This window comes from Anabaena sp. FACHB-1237 (genome assembly GCF_014696225.1).
GTDB lineage: Bacteria > Cyanobacteriota > Cyanobacteriia > Cyanobacteriales > Nostocaceae > FACHB-1237.
Genome location: NZ_JACJPV010000017.1, coordinates 45,165 through 66,351, shown reverse-complemented (window position 1 = coordinate 66,351; position 21,187 = coordinate 45,165). Strand labels below are relative to the sequence as shown.

At 33.3% G+C, this 21,187-nt stretch carries 15 protein-coding genes and 1 pseudogene; 8 read left to right on the top strand and 8 right to left on the bottom strand.

The features are described from left to right. Positions 1-21: 21 nt before the first annotated feature. From H6F32_RS20530 to H6F32_RS21085, 3 genes and pseudogenes are all read right to left on the bottom strand, one after another. A pseudogene (locus tag H6F32_RS20530) lies at positions 22-165 on the bottom strand (ABC transporter permease); the annotation flags it as partial. A 9-nt stretch (positions 166-174) separates the two neighbouring features. Continuing rightward, positions 175-1,464, bottom strand: a complete 1,290-nt coding sequence (locus H6F32_RS10790) for a DUF4336 domain-containing protein (protein ID WP_190369334.1) — start codon at positions 1,462-1,464, stop codon at positions 175-177. Between the two features lie 206 nt (positions 1,465-1,670). Then, positions 1,671-1,733, bottom strand: a complete 63-nt coding sequence (locus H6F32_RS21085; protein WP_313926625.1) for a zinc ribbon domain-containing protein — start codon at positions 1,731-1,733, stop codon at positions 1,671-1,673. Positions 1,734-2,067: 334 nt separating this feature from the next. On the opposite strand from H6F32_RS21085, the gene H6F32_RS10785 reads away from it, so the two are divergent. Continuing rightward, entirely contained in the window at positions 2,068-2,934 is an 867-nt protein-coding gene (locus tag H6F32_RS10785; protein ID WP_190369333.1) for a shikimate dehydrogenase, read from the top strand. Positions 2,935-3,131: 197 nt separating this feature from the next. Here H6F32_RS10785 and H6F32_RS10780 read toward each other — a convergent pair whose 3' ends face one another. Next, positions 3,132-5,054, bottom strand: a complete 1,923-nt coding sequence (locus tag H6F32_RS10780; RefSeq protein ID WP_190369332.1) for a hypothetical protein — start codon at positions 5,052-5,054, stop codon at positions 3,132-3,134. A 313-nt stretch (positions 5,055-5,367) separates the two neighbouring features. Between H6F32_RS10780 and H6F32_RS10775 the strand changes: the two genes are divergently transcribed. Then, complete coding sequence (locus H6F32_RS10775) at positions 5,368-6,603, top strand: ATP-grasp domain-containing protein (RefSeq protein WP_190369331.1); 1,236 nt, start codon at positions 5,368-5,370, stop codon at positions 6,601-6,603. A gap of 112 nt (positions 6,604-6,715) precedes the next feature. Continuing rightward, positions 6,716-7,600 (top strand): CoA-binding protein, encoded by an 885-nt coding sequence (locus H6F32_RS10770; protein ID WP_190369330.1) that lies wholly within the window; start codon positions 6,716-6,718, stop codon positions 7,598-7,600. An 85-nt stretch (positions 7,601-7,685) separates the two neighbouring features. On the opposite strand, the gene H6F32_RS10765 is transcribed toward H6F32_RS10770, so the two are convergent. Then, the gene (locus H6F32_RS10765) at positions 7,686-9,524 is read right to left on the bottom strand and encodes a tetratricopeptide repeat protein (RefSeq protein ID WP_190369329.1); all 1,839 of its coding nucleotides are present in this window, start codon (positions 9,522-9,524) and stop codon (positions 7,686-7,688) included. Positions 9,525-9,881: 357 nt separating this feature from the next. Between H6F32_RS10765 and H6F32_RS10760 the strand changes: the two genes are divergently transcribed. From H6F32_RS10760 to H6F32_RS10750, 3 genes are read left to right on the top strand one after another with little or no spacing between them, the layout of a single operon-like run. Then, positions 9,882-13,190, top strand: coding sequence for a helicase-related protein (locus H6F32_RS10760; protein ID WP_190369328.1), 3,309 nt, complete (start codon positions 9,882-9,884; stop codon positions 13,188-13,190). A gap of 2 nt (positions 13,191-13,192) precedes the next feature. Then, the gene (locus H6F32_RS10755) at positions 13,193-17,065 is read left to right on the top strand and encodes an Eco57I restriction-modification methylase domain-containing protein (RefSeq protein ID WP_190369327.1); all 3,873 of its coding nucleotides are present in this window, start codon (positions 13,193-13,195) and stop codon (positions 17,063-17,065) included. Between the two features lie 23 nt (positions 17,066-17,088). Then, a complete protein-coding gene (locus tag H6F32_RS10750) occupies positions 17,089-17,304 on the top strand; it encodes a ribbon-helix-helix protein, CopG family (RefSeq protein ID WP_199294539.1) in 216 nt (71 codons plus the stop codon). Here H6F32_RS10750 and H6F32_RS21200 read toward each other — a convergent pair. Then, positions 17,282-17,335 carry a hypothetical protein gene (locus H6F32_RS21200; RefSeq protein ID WP_395939598.1) on the bottom strand — a complete coding sequence of 18 codons (54 nt, stop codon included), beginning with the start codon at positions 17,333-17,335 and terminating at the stop codon, positions 17,282-17,284. The genes H6F32_RS10750 and H6F32_RS21200 overlap by 23 nt on opposite strands. Between H6F32_RS21200 and H6F32_RS10745 the strand changes: the two genes are divergently transcribed. Further along, positions 17,313-17,714: a type II toxin-antitoxin system VapC family toxin gene (locus tag H6F32_RS10745; protein WP_395939597.1), complete on the top strand. Its 402-nt coding sequence runs from the start codon at positions 17,313-17,315 to the stop codon at positions 17,712-17,714. The genes H6F32_RS21200 and H6F32_RS10745 overlap by 23 nt on opposite strands. A 67-nt stretch (positions 17,715-17,781) precedes the next feature. Beyond that, on the top strand, positions 17,782-17,973 hold the full coding sequence (locus H6F32_RS10740) for a hypothetical protein (protein ID WP_190369326.1): 192 nt from the start codon (positions 17,782-17,784) through the stop codon (positions 17,971-17,973). Positions 17,974-18,509: 536 nt separating this feature from the next. Here the strand turns inward: H6F32_RS10740 and hemN are convergent. Together hemN and H6F32_RS10730 are read right to left on the bottom strand one after the other, a co-directional pair. After that, positions 18,510-19,892, bottom strand: a complete 1,383-nt coding sequence (hemN, locus tag H6F32_RS10735) for an oxygen-independent coproporphyrinogen III oxidase (RefSeq protein ID WP_190369325.1) — start codon at positions 19,890-19,892, stop codon at positions 18,510-18,512. 333 nt (positions 19,893-20,225) lie between these two features. After that, on the bottom strand, positions 20,226-20,945 hold the full coding sequence (locus H6F32_RS10730; protein WP_190369324.1) for a heme oxygenase (biliverdin-producing): 720 nt from the start codon (positions 20,943-20,945) through the stop codon (positions 20,226-20,228). Positions 20,946-21,187: the final 242 nt, after the last annotated feature.

Genomic DNA, 21,187 nt, shown 5'->3' with positions numbered 1-21,187 from the left:
CTTACCAATTATCAATTTTTGTTATCTGGCCAATTTTATCACAGCAAATAAACTATCTATTAATCCAACTATTGCACCAAAACCTAAGAGAATGATAGGCAATAATAAAGTTTGAGAAATACTAAGTTGTAAACCATGATTAAGAAATTGCATAAAATCTGGTTTGCCATAATTCTATATCTTTTCTTGCGCTGGTGGTACAATACCAAATCTATTTAAACCTTGATCAATATCTCGCAACAACTGAAAATCATCTTCGGGTAAATCACAATTTATTCTATTTAAACTGGTTTTAGGATATTTTTCTAAAAAACAAAATGCTTTTCTGAACTGTTGCGATTGGGCTGTAATTGGTGCGTCTAAATGACAGGGAATAATCCATTGAAAATCCCATTTGCACACTTGATCAGCCCATTTGAGGGTTTCTTGCGGTGCGCGGTTTAAAATTAATGCTTGTAATACTGGTGCTACAAAAATGCGTCCATTTCCCCTTAGGGCTTGATATGACTTTTCCCACCCTGATCGCCATTGGAAGGGAAAAAACCCAAAATATGATTTTCTGCTGCGTTCTGGGGCTTTCCACGCATCTCTAAATACATCTTTCCACCGGGGTACATCTAGCACACTGGGACGAAAGTAAAAGGCAAATAATGTAATACGTTGCCATCCTTTAAGACGTTTTTCTGGTGTATCTAATACTAGATCATCGGCTTTATCTTTGGCATGATACAATAAGGGATAGGGATCAAGTTGTACTATGGCTGGTGGTTCTGCTGGTATGGAAACTATGGTATCTGTAAGTAATAAAGTTTGCGATCGCTTATGAAACAATGCCACTTCTGCAAACTTACCAAGTCCCAAATCTATTGGACCGAGAATGGCATAATCAAATTCATCTGCAAAAGGTGTTTTTTGACTATCTGTGGGTAATACCTGGGTGCGTTTCCCTGGTAAACCTAACCAACTCAACGGTAAATTTACTGGAAAACTCCATTGTCCCGGTGCAACAAATACTACTGCATTAGGAAAACATCGCGCAAATGGACCCACAAATACTTTATGTTCTATTCCTGAAATAGTAGGTAAAATAATATACTTTACTTCTCCATGTTCTGCCACTAACTCATTGACTAAATTAATACATTCTTTAGTAGGTGCGACAGGTGCATAAACGAGTAAACCGCCATGTTCTAATTTTACCACTGTCATGCGAATTGGCACAACTACATAGAAAATTCCCTGTATTTGATCGAAGGTCCAGATAGTATCTTTAATTACTTCTTTACGGATAGTGCGACGTTGACTGTATGGGTATAATGGAACAATAGGCCAGAATTTCCAGGAATAGTGCTGGGGGGTAATATTTTCTATAGTAATGGTAGTGTGATTATGAGTCACTGTGCGATCGCTCCCAATAGCCAGTATTTTAAATATTTGATAATTTTGAATTATAGCTAATAACATCGAAAACTGGATGGGGTGTCGCACCTCCAGATTTAATTGAGAGGGGCAGGAAATAATATTTTCCCATACAAAAAAGCTAACTAATTCTCACAAAAGTTCGCTTTTTCTTCCTGCTTTATCTTAGAAGTGTCGGCACTATCTAGTCCACAGGCTAACACGGTTAATCTAACCGCAGTTCGACAAGCTCACTGACCACTTCTTTTTTTTTAACTTGTTGCCGCGTTTAAATCTCTGTCACACTCAAAACCGCATTTACCACATTTAAACACTCTTTATGATAGTGGTAATTGAGATTTTTTCTCTCCACAATCAGAGCAAGTTTTACTGCTAGGATAAAATCTATCCACAACTACTAACGTAAGTTGCCAGTTAGACAAAGTATGGTGCGTCAGAATCTTAAAATTGGTAATTTTAACCTAAATTATTCTGTCTGACGCACCCTACAGACTACAAAATATCCGCAAATTAATAACTAGCAACTTGGGTTACTAACTTACTACCATATAGTTGTGTTTTATATTCTAACTGCCTTCTGAATTGATAAAATCCCACGTCCCTCGACTGAACCAATTTTTGGCTGTTCCCTATAATTAACGAGATAACATGATTACTGGCACAACTAAACTTTTAGGAGTTATTGGTGATCCTATTGAACATTCTTTATCACCAGTAATGCACAATGCGGCTTTGAATAAGTTAAACATGGATTATGTTTATTTACCTTTTCCTATTACTTCAGCAAATTTAGAACAAGCGATCGCTGGTTTTGCTGCTATGGGTGTTATGGGTTTTAGTGTCACTATCCCCCATAAAGAAGCTATTATACCACTACTATCAGAAATTTCTCCCATTGCCTATACTATTGGCGCTGTTAATACTGTTATCCGTCAAGGGAACCAGTGGATAGGAACAAATACCGATGTAGAAGGATTTATCGCACCTTTAAAAACTACTTATCATCGAGATTGGAGTCAAACCAAAGCTGTGATTTTAGGTAATGGAGGTGCTGCTAGGGCTGTGGTGGCAGGTTGTATGAAACTGGAAATGGCAGAAATTCACGTTGTAGGGCGCAATGTTGATAAGTTGAGGGCGTTTTCTCACAGCTGGGAAAATACACCCTTTCCTGGTCGTTTTCAATGGCATGAATGGGACAAATTACCCCAGTTACTTCCTGATACTAGGTTATTAGTAAATACTACTCCCATCGGGATGTATCCAAAAATGAATGAATCACCATTGAGTGAGCAGGAAATAGGTTATTTACCTGATGGTGCGATCGCCTATGATTTAATTTATATTCCTAAACCAACGAAGTTCTTACACAAGGCAGAAGCGCGAGGTATAATTGCGATTGATGGTTTGGAAATGTTAGTACAACAAGGTGCAGCAGCATTAAAAATTTGGTTACAACGGGAAGATATTCCCATACATGAAATGCGTCAAGCACTACAACATCATTTAGGATTTTAGAATTGGTGATTGGTGATTGGTGATTGGTGATTGGTGATTGGTGATTGGTGATTGGTAAAATAATCTCCTGACTCCTGACTCCTGACTCCTGACTCCTAAGCTGTTGTGCCTTTAAATTGAATAATTAATACAAGCAAGATGCTTGTGCTACTGTAACTTCAGGTTTTTTAATTATACAGTGAGTGCTGCACATTAGCTTACTCTGGTTTTTTCATATACTTTTCTTCTCCTTTGGAATTAGTCAATACCACTGGTAAATTAGCATTTTTACTAATTACAGACAATGCTTGTTGTAAACTGCGGAAATGATTTTCCATTTCTTGGTTATTAGCTTGTAATTTTTGATCATATTCCGCAGTTAAACGTACATTAATACCTTGATTATTAACTGCAAAGGTACAAATTTTAATACTACTTGTACAAGTAGTATTTAATTCTGTTTTAGTTTTTGTTAAATTATCAACGGACATTTCTAACTGCTGTTTAGCATCCTTTAACGATGATGAATAAGACTGTATTAGTATCGCAGCTTGTTCATGATAAAAACTACCCTCAGTAACTTTTCTTGCATTATATATTGCTTGTTGCCAAGCGTTTACTGCTGCTTTATACTCATTTTGAGTCCCTAGTCCTTTAGCTAAGTTTGCAGTTTTGATCGCTACTTGATAGGCTGTAGCTGCATTTTTTTCCTTTTTAGCGCGATCGCGGATAAATATCCATTTAGGTTGATATTCATTTAATAGCTTTTGAGTTTCTTGATGGCTTAAACTATCCACTGGAATAGTTTTTAATTGGCTAATTGCCCCTTGTAAACCTGATTCTACTCTTTGCCATTCTGGTGCTGATTTAGCAGTGGTTTGTAGGGTAATAGCTGCTTCTGCCACTTTTTGGGCATTCCTTAGTTTGCTTAACCATATTTCTTCTCTGACTATTTGCTGATTGACAGACATTAATCTATTTTGATACCTACCTAACTTTTTCATAACTAATTGGTATATTTCATTATTAGGTTGGATAGCTTGTAATCGTGTAATAGCTTGTTGCCATTGCTTTTGTCTATTTCGCAACTCATCTAAACTTTTTACAGGAGTAGTACTAGTTTTTTCAGCTGCGGATGCAGTTCCTAAAGCGGTAGCAGCCTGGGTGATTTTAGCTAACTTTTTGGTAAAACTAGTAATTAATTCCTGAGACTGTGCATATTTTGGAGACCATCCAGGAATCATTTTTAATTGTGTAATACTAGTGGCTAATTTTTGTTGTATTGCTGGTAAATCTTTCTCCGATTTTACACTTTTAATTTTTTGCAGATAATCATTTTTTAATTGTTGGGCATTTTGCAATTCTTGACATTCAGAAATAGCACAACCACGATACAAAACAAACATCCCACCAGTAGAAATTATGGCTACTACTAAAAGACTACCAAAAATTACAGGTAGAGGAGGAAATGATAATGCTAACCGTTGTTTTCGCCTTTTATTTGGAATCTTCGCAAAAGGATCAAATTTGTCCTTTTCCACACTGTTATCTATACTTTCGTGTTCATATTCAGCATCAGGAGTATATAATATATCGTTATTCTCAGCCTCTCCACCATCATCTTCTATATTGTCTGCAAATGCATTAACAAATAGTGGTGTTTCTGAACTAGCAGAGGAAGAATCACTAATAGGTCTTTGACTATCTAATATTAAATTATTATTTAAATCACTAGGTGGTACAATTTCCGGTTGTGCTGCTGATTGATATTTTCTTACTAGTTCTTGATCTTCTGGAAGTGGTTCATCTAAAAGTTGTATTTCTGCTATATTTTTTGTATGCTGATGTCGAAAATATGCTATGTATTTATCATAGGGGCGTTTATTGGCCATAGAACGAATAAAAAACAGTACTCTTTCTGTTTGATAATGAAATTGCCACTGTAATGCTTGTTCTAACACTGAAAACACCTGCTTAGTGTTGACAGTGACATGGGTAGGATGAGTAGTTAAAATTACTAGCTCGTCATTTTTTATACCACACTTAACGTCAAATTTCTGACTATCAGGAATTTCAGCTACTAGTCTTTCTTTTAATATCTCACTTAGAAGTCGTAGTTCTTTGTTTTGTATTGTTTCCATAAAGCGTTGCAGTCACTTTCTATAGTTTTGATTATTTTGCTAAGGGGGTTTTCGGAAATAAATATCTTAGAGTCGCTTTCTAGCACACAGTAGCACAAAATTAAGTTCATTACGTAAAGTAAAATAGACTCAAAGATGAATATTTTGAGATGGTTACTTTTTTTATACAGCTAGATTAGGAATTAGACAATCACCTTTGGCAATAAGTAGGTAACTTGTATTAGAAGTTGACGATCTATAATTAGCCAAAAATCAGATAGCATCAGAATCAAGATGGTTAATTAATTACTACTTGTTAATAAGGTGTGTCTTAATGGATTTATTGGAGTACCAAGTTAAAGAATGGTTTGCTGAAGTCGGAATTCCTGTGTTACCATCACAGAGAATTGATCAGCCTACAGATTTAAAAGGATTAAAAATCCCCTATCCTATTGTACTTAAATCTCAGGTGCAAGGAGGAGAAAGAGAAAAAGCAGGTGGTGTGAGAATTGTAGAAACTACCATAGATGCGATCGCTGCTGCCCAAAATATATTTAATTTGCCTATTTGGGGACAATTACCAGAGGTTTTACTGGCAGAATCTAAATATGATGCCCAAGAGGAGTTTTCTTTGGCCGTAGTTCTGGATACCACTGTTTGTCGTCCAGTATTATTAGGTTGTAAATCGGCAGATTTTGATTGGGAATCGCCCCAGGAAAAGATTTACTATGTGATAGTACAGCAAGACTTTTCTCCATTTTATGCCCGACGCTTGGCTTTACAGATGGGTTTACAAGGAGAATTGATACAGTCTGTGAGCAATGTGGTAGAGAAAATGTATCACTTGTTTATAGAAAAGGATTTAGACTTTATTGAAATCAATCCTTTAGGTATTAATTCCTTTAATCAGGTTATGGCTCTTAATGGTAAAGTTAGAGTAAATGACAGAGCTATTAAACGTCATCCAGAAATATCAGAAATTGCGGGTAAAATAGTTAAAAATCAGGTGAATAAAAGGAAAAGTATCTTATTGGAGGATCAAAGTGACAAATTAGAAATGTTGGGGAAAATTGGTATTTTAGGTAATGGTAGAGGTTCAGTATTAACTACTTTAGATGCAGTGGTGGATGCAGGTGGAAAACCAGGTAGATGTATTAATTTAAGACATTCTTTTTTGAATGATACCACATTAACAAATTTTAGCGATCGCCTGGAAAGTAGTTTAAAAAGTCTAGCAAAAAATAGCAATATTCAAGTTATTTTAATCAACTTTTTAGGGAATATTCCTCAATCTTATCAACTGCCCACAATTATTAGTAAATTTTTACAAGCTGACAATGCTAAGAAAAACACTAACAATACCAATAATACTAATAATAAATATAATTCTGGATCTCATGGTACAAAAAATTATTCCGAGGGTTTACCCTATTTAGTAATTAGATTAGCAGGTTCAGAATTAAATCATGTCAGAAAATCCTTACTTACTCTTGCTAAGAGTGAACCGTTTTTGATAGTTGTGGAAGATTTAGATATGGCAGTATCACAAGCAGTACGTTTTACGATTTAGGAGTCAGCTATCAGAATTGCTGTAGGGGTTTAGCAATGCTAAACCCCTAGAGTCAGGAAAGTTATATTTTATCCAATTACCAATTACCAATTACCAATTACCAATTAAAAGTATGAACTTAACACCAGAGAGTAAAGTCTTAATTCAAGGGTTTTCAGAATTTATATCAGCCAGTGATATTGCCCAAATGAAAGCCTATGGTACAAACTTAGTTGCTGGAGTAAATACTGGTAAAGGAGGACAAAAAATGTATGATCTTCCAGTATTTGACTTAGTAGAAGAAGTGGTCAATAATTTTGGCACAATAGATACTACGATCATTTGTGTTCCTCCCTATCAAGTTTTAGATGCAGCATTAGAAGCCATAGCGTCCCATATTCCCCAAATTATTATTACTTCTGCTGGTGTGCCTCCCTTGGATATGGTGCAGTTACTCAGAAAAACAGAACATGGAGAAACTTTAATTATTGGCCCTAATAGTCCAGGAATTATTGTACCTGGAAAAATATTATTAGGCACACAACCAAGTGAATTTTACACTCCTGGTTCTGTGGGTATTGTCAGTCGTAGTAGTACCCTAACTTATGAAGTCGCCTGGGAATTAACTAAAGTAGGTTTAGGACAGTCTTTAAGTGTGAGTATTGGTAGTGATGCTATTGTTGGTTCTTCCTTTTCCCAATGGTTACAAATTCTCGATGAAGATGATTCTACCTCAGTGATAGTATTAATTGGTCAACCAGGAGGAGGAAGTGAAGAAGCAGCAGCTAAATACATTAGTGAAGCAATTGATAAACCTGTAATTGCTTATCTTGCTGGTAGAAATGCACCCATTAGTCAAACTTGGCAAAACATGGGAAATTTAGTTTCTGTAATTCGTAATGATACCAATTTTGGCACTATTGAAAGTAAATTAGCTGCTTTTGCTACGGCAGATGTTCCTATTGCTAAAAACCCTCATGAAATTGTGGAGTTATTAACAAAGGTAATTGATAATTGATAATTACTAAAAGGTTTATTCTCGATTATATGATAAATGATTGTATTTGTGCAGATACCGGACTTCTTGAAGAAGTCCGGTATCTTTATTCCTCTTGATATTTAATCAATAATTTAGGCAAATAATCATAACCATCAACACCAATAATGGCAATTAATTTAGGACGATGTTGTTGTAGATATAAATGAAATTTATCTACGCCAATTTGTCCTTTTAAGATTGTCAATAAACCTCCCGGTTGTCTCCATTCATTAGCTGCAATTTGTTCTAATAAATACATTCCTAAACAACCTGTATAAATTGTCCTTTCATAATTACCCAGATGATAATTTGCTTCGGCTAAATATGCTAAACTTCTACCTTGTAAATATAAATCTCCAGCAATTTGGGACATATTAAAAGCAGTTTCCAAAAACTTAATAGCTTGAGAATATTCAGCAGTAATTAAATAAGCAATACCTAAACTACTCACACATAAGGCTTGACTTTGCATATCTCCTAATTTTTCTGTGAGTTTTAAACCTTGCTGTAAATAATTAATTGCTGTTTCATAAACTTCTGTTTCTCTGATATTTGTTTCCTTCGCTTGCATAACTTCTGCATAACCTAAATTAACCAAAGCATTAGCTTCACCAATTCTATTACCTGTTTGTCTACTTAATATTAATGCCCTTTGACTATAGTTAATGGCTTGACTATAATTCTTTTGCTGGACATAGGTACGACTTAAATGATTAAGATTAGCAATTTCACAAGGTTCATCTTTAGCAAAATTGGCTATTTTTACCGCTTCTTGATGGAAATTTAGCGATCGCTCATAATTACCTAAAGCCCTTTGGGAATACCCCAATAATGTTAATATCCTTGCTTTTTCTTGTGTACCTTCCACTGTTTTTAAAGGTGCATCTAAATAATTTATGGCATCGCGTAAATAACTACCAGAAAATGAAGCGAAAATCCCTCCATGCAAAGGAAAATAGGGACATTGGGCAAATGTTCTTAAAATTTGCAACATAATTTGACTAGCATTTTCACTATATTGTGATTGTTTATTTTGCCAACCATTTGCTAGTTGACTCCAAATAACTGCAAAGGTTAAAAATGTGGATATGGATAATTTAGGACCTGCTTGAATATCATACACTTGCTGATCAAACCAGTTAATTAAACCTCTTTGTAAAAATTGCAGGACTATGGTTAATTCTACCCAATTGCTAATACTAATATTTGGGTTTTCTTCAGTAAATTCGATTACAGATTTTTCTTGTGCTAAGGTTTTAAAAAATATTTCTGGTATTTCACTTTTGACTAATTTACTCCAACTTGTCCAAGGTCCTTTTTCTGATGCTACTCCTCCAAAACCTAGAGAACCTTTTTGTTCATACATCCAACTTAATAGATTTTCTTGAATGCGTTGCCAAGATGTTATTCCTTGAATTATCCCTTGAGAGATTTCCCTTAATTCTTGTTTATCTATGGCAAATTGTTGTAAGTTTTTAGCTAATTGTTGTAGTTGAGATAAGTTGAGAGGATATTTTTGATTAGGATCAATTATGCGACATAATACTGTTAAATATTCCTCTGGTTTCACGGTAGTAATTTCTTTAATATATCCAGAAATAACTTCTGTAATTTTATTTTGTTCCTGCCATCTTTGCCATTGAGTTTCTATAGTTTTGATAGCGCGTAAACTGCGAGTAATTTTGGCTTTTTTTAAATCATCTTTCTCTTGTGCTACTTGAGTTTCTAAATTTGTTAATCTTTCACTTAACGCTAATTCAAATATTTCTCCTGTACCAGAAGTAATACCTTTTACCAACATTTGATAAACCTGTTCTACAGAGCTAATTTTACCCTTGAGAGTAGTTTCAATAATGTTATCAATTAACTCTAAATATTGATCACGTAAAGAAATTTCTGGCATTTTACTAAACTTAGTAATATCACAACAATTACTATTATAGCTGTCAGTGGTCAGCCTTGAGCAGTCAGCTTATGGCTTACGCTAGGCAAACAGCAGTCAGTAGGGTTTGAATTAATTCCGAACTAATATAATATCAGCTAATTTATTCTAGTTGTATTTCGTTTGAATTTTATTTAATATCTTTAAAAAGATAAAATAGGCATAAAATACGCTGATATAGGTGATAACTAACGGTTTGGGTACTGATAATGGTGAGTATTTATTCTCATTTACATTTTCTATTTTCATTGAAAGTTAAAGGTTCAATTAGGGAATACTAAGAGAAAAGCAATTTTTTCTCAACTTTTCTCAACCAATATGTCAGATCATCAGCTTTCTGTGTTTCAATCTGGTATTCGAGACAACCGCAACCGGGGTACAGTTGGAGATTTTCTCAAAGATAAGATTGAACTAGGTTCTAAATTATCTATCGTCTCAGCTTATTTTACGATTTATGCCTTTGAAGCGTTAAAACAGGAATTATCATCTATTGATAACTTAGATTTCTTATTTGGAGAACCTCGGTTTATTCAAGCCATCGGCACTAATACTGATCAAAAAGCTTTTAAAATTGAAGATACTGGTATTCAACTAAGCGATCGCCTCAAACAGAGTAAATTAGCTAGGGAATGTCAAGAATGGATCCAAAAAAAGGTCAATATTCGGTCAATTAAACAAATTGACTTACTCCATGGCAAAATGTACCACATTGATAATAATGGGGTAAAAACTGCCATTTTAGGTAGCTCGAATTTTACCTTAAAGGGATTAGGATTAGCTAAGGTCAATAGTAATATTGAGTTAAATTTAATCGTTGATAGTGAAAGGGACAGACAAGATTTACAGTTATGGTTTGCAGAGTTATGGAATAATCAAACCCTGGTACAAGATGTCAAGAATCAAGTAATTACTTATCTCAATCAACTTTATCAGGATAATGCCCCTGAATTTATTTATTATAAAACACTGTTTCATTTATTTAAACGATTCTTAGACCAACAAGCAGCCAGTGATTTACTCACTAAACAACGTCACTTAACTGATACAAAAATTTGGAACTTATTATTTGATTTTCAGAAAGATGGTGTCAAAGGTGCGATTAATAAAATCATGGAATATAATGGCTGTATTATTGCTGATAGTGTGGGTTTAGGAAAAACCTTTGAGGCTTTAGCCATCATTAAATATTTTGAGTTATTGAATTATAAAGTCTTAGTATTATGTCCTAAAAAATTAAGAAATAATTGGACAATTTACCATGCTGCTAATAATAGTGACTTAAACATTTTAGTGGAAGATAGATTTAACTATACAGTCTTGTCTCATACAGATTTGAGTAGAGATACGGGATATTCAGGGGATCTTAATTTAGAAACATTAAATTGGAGTAATTATGATTTAGTGGTGATTGATGAATCTCATAACTTTCGGAATAATACCAAAGGCAAACGAGATGAAGATGGAAATGTGATTAAAAAAAGTCGCTATGAACGTCTCATGGAAGATGTAATTAAAAAAGGGATTCCTACTAAGGTCTTATTACTATCTGCTACCCCTGTGAATACAGACTTAAAAGATTTAAGAAATCAGATTAATTTTATCGTGGAAGATAAAGATAATGCCTTTAGTCAAACATTGGGGATTGATAGTATCAAACAAACTTTAACCACTGCCCAAAAAGAATTTACACTCTGGTCAAAGAAAAAGCAACATCATAGTAATGAGTTATTAGAAAACTTAAATTCTAGCTTTTTTACATTATTAGATAGGTTAACGATCGCTCGTTCTCGTAAACATATTCAAAAGTATTATCAAGAAGCAATTAAAGAATTAGGAGGTTTTCCAGAGAGACTGAAACCTATTTCTTTATTTTCTCATATTGATTTGGAAGATAATTTCTTAGATTATGATGATATTAATGAGCAAATTTCTGACTATCAATTATCTTTGTTTAAACCTTCCAATTATGTGCTAGAACAATATCAAGATTTATATGAAGGGAAAGTTATCCAAAATAACTTTACTCAAAATAATCGAGAAAATTACTTAATTGGTATGATGAAAGTCAACTTTCTCAAACGTTTAGAAAGTTCCGTTTATTCCTTTAGAATCACCCTAGAGAGAACCATTGAGAAAATTAAGAAGTTAGAGTCAAAAATTAAAAAAATTGACCAGTATCAAACAGAACTACTCAAAAGTGAAGATTATGAAATAGAAGATGGTGATGATGAAGAATTACAAGCTGCCTTTGAAGTAGGTAGAGAACTAAAATATCAATTAAAACATTTAGATATTGACAGATGGTTAGTTGATTTAGCTAGGGATAGAAGACAACTGCATAAGTTATATATTCAAGCCAAAGATGTAGATATTTCTAGAGATGCTAAATTAGCAAAATTAAAAGAATGTATTGATAAAAAAGTTACTCATCCCACTTTTAATAAACAGGATAAGGAAAATAAAAAAGTCATCATCTTTACAGCTTTTGCTGATACAGCTAGATATTTATATGATGCTTTGGCAGCGTGGGTAAAAACAGAATTAAATATCAATATAGCCTTAGTAACTGGAGGTAATAGTGGTAATAAAACCACCTTTGGTAGTTCCCGGTTTGAGGAAATTCTGACAAACTTTTCTCCTCTGGCCAAGCAACGAGATAAGATAAAATCAATGTCCCAAAAAGGAGAAATTGATATATTAATTGCCACTGACTGTATTTCTGAAGGACAAAATTTACAGGATTGTGATTATTTAGTTAATTATGACATTCATTGGAATCCTGTAAGAATTATGCAAAGATTTGGACGTATTGATAGAATTGGTAGTTTAAATCATACAGTGCAATTAGTTAATTTTTGGCCAACGGAAGACTTAAATAGATATATTAATCTCAAAAATCGAGTGGAGGCGAGAATGGCTTTAGTTGATATTACAGCCACTGGAGAAGATAATCTTTTAAATGTAGATGAACTACAAGAATTATTCACCGAAGAAATGAGTTATCGAGACGAACAATTACTACGGTTAAAAGATGAAGTATTAGACATTGAAGATTTTAATGACAGCATTTCTTTAACAGAATTTAGCTTAGATGATTTTCGTATAGATTTATTAAATTACTTGCAAAAAAACAGGCAACTGTTAGAAAATGCTGCCTTAGGATTATATGGAATTGTTCCTACCCCTACCCAAAAAGAGTATGAGGTGATTAAACCTGGGATTATTTTCTGTCTGCAACAGATAGAGAATACATTAGGAAATGAACAAGTTAACGCCCTACAACCTTATTTTTTGGTTTATATCAGGGATGATGGTAATGTTCGCTATACCTTTGCCCAACCTAAACAAATTTTAGAGATATACCGTCTTTTATGTGCGGGAAAAACCCAACCATATAAAGATTTGTGTCAGTTATTTAACCAGCGCACCAGTCATGGATCTAATATAGGTAAAGAAACCGAACTACTAAATAAAGCAGTTGATTCTATTACCCGTACATTTACTAACCGTATCACTAAAAATCTTTTTAATTCAGGGAAAGGGGGTATTATTCCTCCCAAGCAGCAACAAGTGACAAAAACTACAGACTTTGAATTGATAACTTGGTTAATCTTGGTTAATTATTGAAGATGATACAACACACCCTTAAATCCGCTATTACACAAGCATTACAAGAGTTCCATCAAGTTTCTACTTCTGATGGTATTAAACATCTGTTTGAAACTTTGGGTTATTCGACTCAACGGGAAGTCTTGTTAGATAACCAAACCCCTGATGAAGTGCTAAAAGTATTTGCATGGGAGAATTTTCGGGAAGATAAGGGGTTATTAAAGGAGTGGGAGTCGGTTAATTGTTTATTTCAGGTGACGGAAGATGAGATTACCCAAAATGGACAGGGTAAATTATTTCAGCCTTCCTTTGACACAGATTATTTAAAATCTTATATATTTCTGGGCTTAACCTTACAAAAATCTGCTTATTCTCGTAGTGATTTAGCAAAAATTACTCGTGAAATTAACCGTCAGTCAGATATTCCCATTATGGTGTTATTTTGCTATGGTAATTATGTTACCTTGTCAATAATTAATCGTCGTCCTAATAAGTTAGATAGGGATAAAGATGTTTTAGAAAAGATTACCTTAATTAAAGATATTAATATTAACTCTCCCCATCGGGCGCATATTGAAATATTAGCAGATTTAGCTTTACCATCTCTCCCAGATGTCCAGAATTTTGACAAACTACATACAGCTTGGCAAAAAGTTCTCAATACTTCGGAACTGAATAATAAATTCTTTCAAGAAGTATCTAATTGGTACTTTTGGGCAACTCAAACCGTTACATTTCCAGATGGAGGAGAAGCGGATGAATCTATCCGTAATGCTACCAGTGTAATTAGATTAATTACGCGGTTGATTTTTGTTTGGTTCTTAAAAGAAAAGGGGTTAGTTCCTGATGCTTTATTTGATGAAAACCAGCTAACAAATTTACTGAAATCTTTATCACCAAAGGAAAGTAGCTATTATCAAGCTATCTTACAGAATCTCTTTTTTGCGACCCTAAATACAGAAATGAACACCGATGAAAAGCCTGATAACCGCAAGTTTAGGGGTAAAAATCAGCAAAAGGGTGGGAGAGATGGACATTATGGTATAGCTAATGTTTATCGTTACCAAGATTATTTTACTAATGCTGATGAGTTTTTAAGGTTATGTAGTAATATCCCTTTTTTGAATGGGGGATTATTTGAATGTTTAGATAGAGATAAAGATAGTGATTCTGCACCTACTCCAAAAGGAAAAGAGAAAACAAAAATTAGGATTGATGGTTTTTCCGATAGAGAAGATAATGTGTTAAATGTTCCTAATGTTCTCTTTTTTGGAGAAGCAACAGATGTTGATTTAAACCAAACCTATGGAACTAAAAATAAAAAGTATAAAGTCCAGGGGTTAATTAATATATTTAATCGTTATAAATTTACCATTGATGAAAATACTCCCATTGAGGAAGAAATAGCATTAGATCCGGAATTGTTAGGTAAAGTATTTGAGAATTTATTAGCAGAATATAATCCAGAAACGGAAACTACAGCTAGGAAGCAAACGGGGTCTTTTTATACTCCTAGAGAAATTGTTAATTATATGGTAGATGAGTCCTTAATTGCTTATTTACAAAACTCCCTCCCTGTAGCACAAGCTAACAATCAAGATGATTGTGTTACGCGCCTCACTCATTTATTATCATATACTGATGACTCCCATCAATTTAATGATGATGAAGTTGACTGTTTAATTAATGCCATTGATAACCTAAAAATTATTGATATTGCTTGTGGTTCGGGTGCGTTTCCGATGGGTATTTTACAGAAATTGGTGTTTATTTTAGGGAAACTTGACCCTAATAATAGTAAATGGAAACAGCAACAGAAAGAAAAAACCATAGCACCTATTTTAAAGGATATTCAGGTAGTAAAACAGATTAGTTATGAACAAGCAAGGGAAGAAGCGATACAGAAGTTACAGGAAAGGTTAGCAGAAATAGAAGATGAGTTTGAGAATAATGAGATGGACTATCCCCGGAAGTTATTCTTGATTGAAAATTGTATTTTTGGGGTAGATATTCAACCGATAGCGGTACAAATTTCTAAGTTACGCTTTTTTATATCCTTAATTGTTGACCAAAGGGTGAATAATAATCAAGCTAATCGGGGGATTTTACCTTTACCTAACCTGGAGACTAAATTTGTGGCTGCTAATTCTTTAATTGGCTTAGGAACTCAGTTAAGTTTAAGAAGTCCAGAGGTAATTAAAAAAGAGGGGGAGTTAAAGCAAGTCCGTCAACAACATTTTCAAGCTAGGACACCGAAAACTAAGAAAAAATGTCGAGAGAAGGATCATATTTTACGGACAGAAATTAGTCAGTTATTGAAGTCAACGGGGTTAGATACTGCTACTGCTGATACTTTAGCCAGATGGAATCCTTATGATTTGAATACCTGTGCTGATTTCTTTGATCCTAGTTGGATGTTTGGGGTTGATGCTTTTGATATTTGTATTGGTAATCCTCCTTATGTTAGACAAGAGAAAATTAAGGAACTAAAACCAATTTTAAAACAACAATATAGCTGTTTTACAGGAGTAGCTGATTTATATGTTTACTTTTTTGAACAAGCAATAAAACTCTTAAAAGAGAGAGGAATTTTAACCTATATTACCTCTAATAAATATTTTCGTTCAGGGTATGGAGAAAAGTTACGAGAATTTTTAGTTAAGAAAACACAATTAAAGCAATTAATAGACTTTGGAGATGCACCTGTATTTACAGCTATAGCCTATCCTAGCATCATCATCACTGTAACACACGCTTCTAGCGTGTCACAAACACAAAATATTGATAAAGTAACACACGCTTCTAGCGTGTCACAAACACAAAAGATGGATAAAGTAACACACGCTTCTAGCGTGTCACAAACACAAAAGATGGATAAAGTAACACACGCTTCTAGCGTGTCACCAAAACAAAATATTGATACTAAAATAAAAGTATTAAATTGGCAAATCGGTAAACCCATTGATAATTTTATCGAAGTTTTGAATACAGACAGTTTTTACATTGAACAAAAAGCACTAAAACCTCAAGGATGGCAATTAGAAGATAATACTGTTTTACACTTATTAGAAAAGTTAAGAAAAACAGGAACACCATTAGGAGAATATGTTAATGGCAGGTTTTATCGTGGTGTTTTAACAGGGTTTAATGAGGCGTTTATTGTTGATAGAGCAACCAGAGATAGATTAATTAATGAACATCCTTCATCAGAAGAAGTTTTGAAACCATTTTTACGGGGTAAGGATGTTAAAAGATGGGTGGTTAATTTTGCTGAACAATATTTAATCAAGATTGAATCATCAGAAAATAAAAAACATCCTTGGAGTGATAAACCTGAGAAAGAAGCTGAGAAGATATTTTCTCAAACCTACCCTGCTATTTATCAATATTTGAATCAATATCGAGAACAATTAATTAAACGATATGATCAAGGTAAATACTTTTGGGAGTTGAGAAGTTGCAAATATTGGAATGAGTTTGAAGAAACTAAAATTGTGTATCCTGATATAGCAAAATATTCTGAATTTTCCTGGGATGCAAATAATTATTACTTAGTGAATACTCTATATTTAATGCCAACATCAAATAAATATATTTTAGGTATACTAAATAGTCAAACAACTTACTGGTATTATACACAAATAAGTCCCAGTATTAGAGGCGATTTTTATAGATTTATTGCTCAATATGTTTCACAAATTCCCATTCCCAAACCTACAGACACGCAGGATGCGTGTGTTACAAGAATTGTAGATAAAATCCTAGAAATAAAACGCCAAAACCCGAAAGCAGATACAACAAAATTAGAAAGAGAAATAGATGAGATAGTGTATAAATTATATGGGTTAACAGCAGAAGAGATTCAGATAATAGAAGAAAGTGGAAAACGATGATCTATAATCAAACTATCTGTCTTATGAAACCAATGAAACCAACAACAATTTATTTACCAGAAGAAACAGAAGCTAACCTACAACAATTAGCAACTCAAACAGGAAAATCTATTCCTGAAATTATCCAAGAACTAATCACCGATTATCTGACTAAAAAACCGCAAAAATTACCCAAATCTGTAGGAATGGGTACAAGTGGAAGATCCGACTTATCCTCTAAAGCAGAACAACTACTATAGACAGAAGAATAATAGCAGATACCAGTGGAATTATTGCTTTTTTAGATAGGGATGACCACTACCATCACCTAGCAGTTAATATTATCACCAATTATCAAATTTATATCCCTATAACCGTTTTACCAGAAGTTGATTATTTAGCTATTAAATATCTAGGAGAAACAGTCGCTAGAAGTTTTATAGAAGACTTAGGTGATGAATATTTTAATTATCTTACTATGGAGTTAGATGATATTAATAAAATTACAAAACTTATGGAAAAGTATAAAGATTTACCTCTGGGTTTTGTTGATGCTAGTTTAGTCATTTTAGCAGAAAGTCATCAAATAAAAAGAATTTTAACTTTAGACAGAAGACATTTTAACTCAATTCAATCAGAACAAGTTAAATATCTAGAAATCTTGCCATGATTTTTATTTTAATGTTGAAGAAAGTGTAAAACGATGAGTAAAAACTACTTAATTTATGAGGAAACCTATGAAAATAACGGAAATTAGACAACAAGGATATAAAGCATTAATTGAATCCTTGGGAGTTGTAGGAATGTTACGCTTTATTCAACAATTTGAAGTAGGTTATGGAGATTACACTACTGAAAAATATCAATTAGAAGAACCAACCATAGAAGATTTTCAACAATTTGTAAGAAGGGATAATAGGGAAATTTAAACCAGAACTCCTATCATTTCCTTCATATCTTCCTGGTTTATTAAATATTCCCCAATACCATATATTGCCTATTTTGTCAAATGCAGATTTTTGAACTTTACAAAAGTACATCAAAAAAAGTTCAATTTTTGATCAAAAATTTTCAGACAGTGGTTAAAATTCTCTCTTTGCTGGTTTTCCCTATCTCTCAAACTATTACCAATAAAGGGTTTGAGAATATTCTATCTTCTTAATTTTACAAATTGACATACTACGCCTAGATTATGAAATTTTACCAAATCGCCGAAACTATTGCAAGATCGTTCATAAATAGTAATATTTCTCAATTAATTATTAAGAAAATATTAAATTGAAGTTTTATGAATTTTTGTAAATTAGAAATATTTAAACTATTTCAACAATATTAATAATATTTACTTATTAATTAAGGTAACAAGGAGGTACAAATCAGGATTTTTGCTAGTTTGGCTTAGGCAAAGTAGGGATTTAACATTGCTAAAACCCTACAAGTATTGAAAAGTCTTGTCACGTTTGCATTAAATAGAACGAGAAAATTGTCTCTGTCTATTTCTGGTATGACTATCAAAAAGAACAGCGATATTTCTCACTAATAATCTACCAGTATCAGTAACATGAATAGCTTCAGAAAACACATTAACTAAACCATCTAATTCCAAGGGAATTAACTCCTGAAGTTCCTGATAGAAATATTCATCAAAATTGATGTGATATTTCCGTTCTATGGCTGTTTTACTTAATTGGAAATGAGACATGATAGACATAATGACATCTCTTCTAATCATGTCATCCTTGGTTAATTTAATGCCTTTACTAGTAGGAATTACTCCAGCAGCTACAGCTTGATAATAGTCCTTTAATTCCTTGAAATTTTGGGCATAAGCATCCTCTAACATACTAATAGAAGTAGCACCAAAACCAAAAAGTTCTGTTTCTGCGTGGGTAGTGTAACCTTGAAAGTTGCGTTTGAGAGTACCATGACGTTGAGCGATCGCTAACTCATCATTTTTCTTAGCGAAATGATCCATACCGATAAATAAATAGTCGTTAGTAGTTAATTCCTCAATGGTCATTTTCAGGATATCTAATTTTTCTCTAGCCCCTGGTAAATCAACTTCAGAAATACGTTTTTGTACAGGTTTCATCCAAGGTACATAAGCAAAATTAAAGACCACAATTCTATCAGGTTCTAAAGCCATTGTTTTGTGTAATGTCTCTCGGAAAGTTTGTAAATTCTGATGAGGGAGACCATAAATTAAATCTACATTTACACTATCAAATTTAGCTTCTTTAATCCAACTCATAGCATTATATAACATTGCTTCTGGTTGGATACGATTGACAGCTTTTTGTACTTGAGGATCGAAGTCTTGAATGCCAAAACTAATGCGATTAAAACCCACATCTCGCAATAATTGGATATAGTCTCTATTGATATAACGGGGATTAATTTCAATAGAAACCTCTGCATTTTTAGCAACATGGAAATAACGATTAATCTTATTCCATAAAAATTCTACCTGATCAGGTTCTAAATAATTGGGAGTACCTCCACCCCAATGAATTTGTAATACCTGTCTTTGGGTATCAATCCAATCAGCAGTATGTCTAATTTCTTGTACTAAATTTTCTAAATAAGGTTTAGCCATATTCTTATTATTAGTAATTACGGTATTACAACCGCAAAAATAACAAGCACTTTGACAAAACGGAATATGAAAATATAAAGAAAGTGGAGTTTCTCTACGATTAGAAGCATTAATTGCACATTGGAAATCATCCACAGTAAATGTTTCTGTTAATTCTGTAGCTGGTGGATAACTAGTATATCGAGGAGCGCGAGTATCATACTTTTGAATTAAGTCGAGATCAAACTTAACCCCAGGTAATAGAAAAACCATTAAAGCCTCCGAGTAACTACAATGATAGAAGTGGAAATTTGTATTTTAGGATTTACACAAATAACATAATTCTGGCAATAATTCTGGTAATTTTTGTAGGTTGGGTTGACGTAGGGAAGCCCAACATTGTATTTATTTTCTGTTGCTTGAGTTCAGAGAACAAAACCTAAAATCTTGGTTATTTCTTGTAACTTGAATTAATCGAAAAACCAACATTGATAGTATTGTATTTTCACGTTAAATTACAACCAACAAAGACTTACGTAAAGAAACCCGGTTAAAATTACAATACTATAAAAAATCAAAGTAAATAGAATTATTGACTACATAAACCTAAGAATGAACAGCACGAACTTCTGTACTTCCAGGGTTTTTAGAAACAGTCAACTGCTGATAAGTCTCTGCTCCTAAAGCTAAAATTAAACTAGCTTCTAATTCTTGAACAATCTGCATATTTAATTTAAAAGCATAATTAGCTTCTGCCACAATTTTCTTGACCATAATTTCATCTGTTGGTACAGCATCTAACGCTTGACGATATTTATCTTTGAAGGCTTTTTTATCAGTAATTTGCTCAAAGTTGTAAAAAGATGTACCTTCATAACCTGAAAGTTTTAAAGCTGACTGGGCAACTTTTTGTAACATTTGTCCACCAGAAAGATCACCCATGTAACGAGTGTAACTATGTCCTAATAATAATGCTGGTTCATGTTCTGATAGTTGTCTAATTCTGGCTATATAAGTTTGAGCAGCAGGAGAAGGAATTATTTGTTGTGGCCATGTTTCTCCATAATAAAATGCCATGTCTTTAGCTAAATATGATTGACGGTTAAGTTCAGGAAAGTAAATTAATTTAATCACAGGATGTTGTTGATGTTGCTGTATTGCCGTCTCTAGTTCACTATAAACAAAATACAAGTTACTCAGAAATTTCGCAAAGGCATCTTTAACTACTACTCCTTTGAGAAAACATTTCATAAAACCTACGTTTTCTGCATCTGTATGGGCTTGTCTTGTTCCTAACCGTAATTCCATCGCTAAGTTATTACTCATTTTTTTTCCTATGTCGTTGAGTACAGATGATTATTTTTGATGTGCAGCAATTTTTGGTAGATTTACCCATTTCTTCATTAGTAATTTTAGGTATGATAGGCATAATTAGGAATGAAGAGTATTTTTTCCCCTATTTGTACTTATCTACTTTTACCTATCTACTATTCCTGGTTTTTATTCTCAAGAGCAAGCTACATTTTTATTGCTCCCAAAATTATTTAACTATTATTCTTGTGATAACT

Bases quoted from the DNA above. Each gene is read 5' to 3' on its own strand.
- H6F32_RS10790 (WP_190369334.1), bottom strand. From the start codon at position 1,464: ATGTTATTAGCTATAATTCAAAATTATCAAATATTTAAAATACTGGCT.
- H6F32_RS10760 (WP_190369328.1), top strand. From the start codon at position 9,882: ATGTCAGATCATCAGCTTTCTGTGTTTCAATCTGGTATTCGAGACAAC.
- H6F32_RS10770 (WP_190369330.1), top strand. From the start codon at position 6,716: ATGAACTTAACACCAGAGAGTAAAGTCTTAATTCAAGGGTTTTCAGAA.
- H6F32_RS10780 (WP_190369332.1), bottom strand. From the start codon at position 5,054: ATGGAAACAATACAAAACAAAGAACTACGACTTCTAAGTGAGATATTA.
- hemN (WP_190369325.1), bottom strand. From the start codon at position 19,892: ATGGTTTTTCTATTACCTGGGGTTAAGTTTGATCTCGACTTAATTCAA.
- H6F32_RS10755 (WP_190369327.1), top strand. From the start codon at position 13,193: ATGATACAACACACCCTTAAATCCGCTATTACACAAGCATTACAAGAG.
- H6F32_RS10775 (WP_190369331.1), top strand. From the start codon at position 5,368: ATGGATTTATTGGAGTACCAAGTTAAAGAATGGTTTGCTGAAGTCGGA.
- H6F32_RS10750 (WP_199294539.1), top strand. From the start codon at position 17,089: ATGAAACCAATGAAACCAACAACAATTTATTTACCAGAAGAAACAGAA.
- H6F32_RS10785 (WP_190369333.1), top strand. From the start codon at position 2,068: ATGATTACTGGCACAACTAAACTTTTAGGAGTTATTGGTGATCCTATT.
- H6F32_RS10730 (WP_190369324.1), bottom strand. From the start codon at position 20,945: ATGAGTAATAACTTAGCGATGGAATTACGGTTAGGAACAAGACAAGCC.
- H6F32_RS10740 (WP_190369326.1), top strand. From the start codon at position 17,782: ATGAAAATAACGGAAATTAGACAACAAGGATATAAAGCATTAATTGAA.
- H6F32_RS10765 (WP_190369329.1), bottom strand. From the start codon at position 9,524: ATGCCAGAAATTTCTTTACGTGATCAATATTTAGAGTTAATTGATAAC.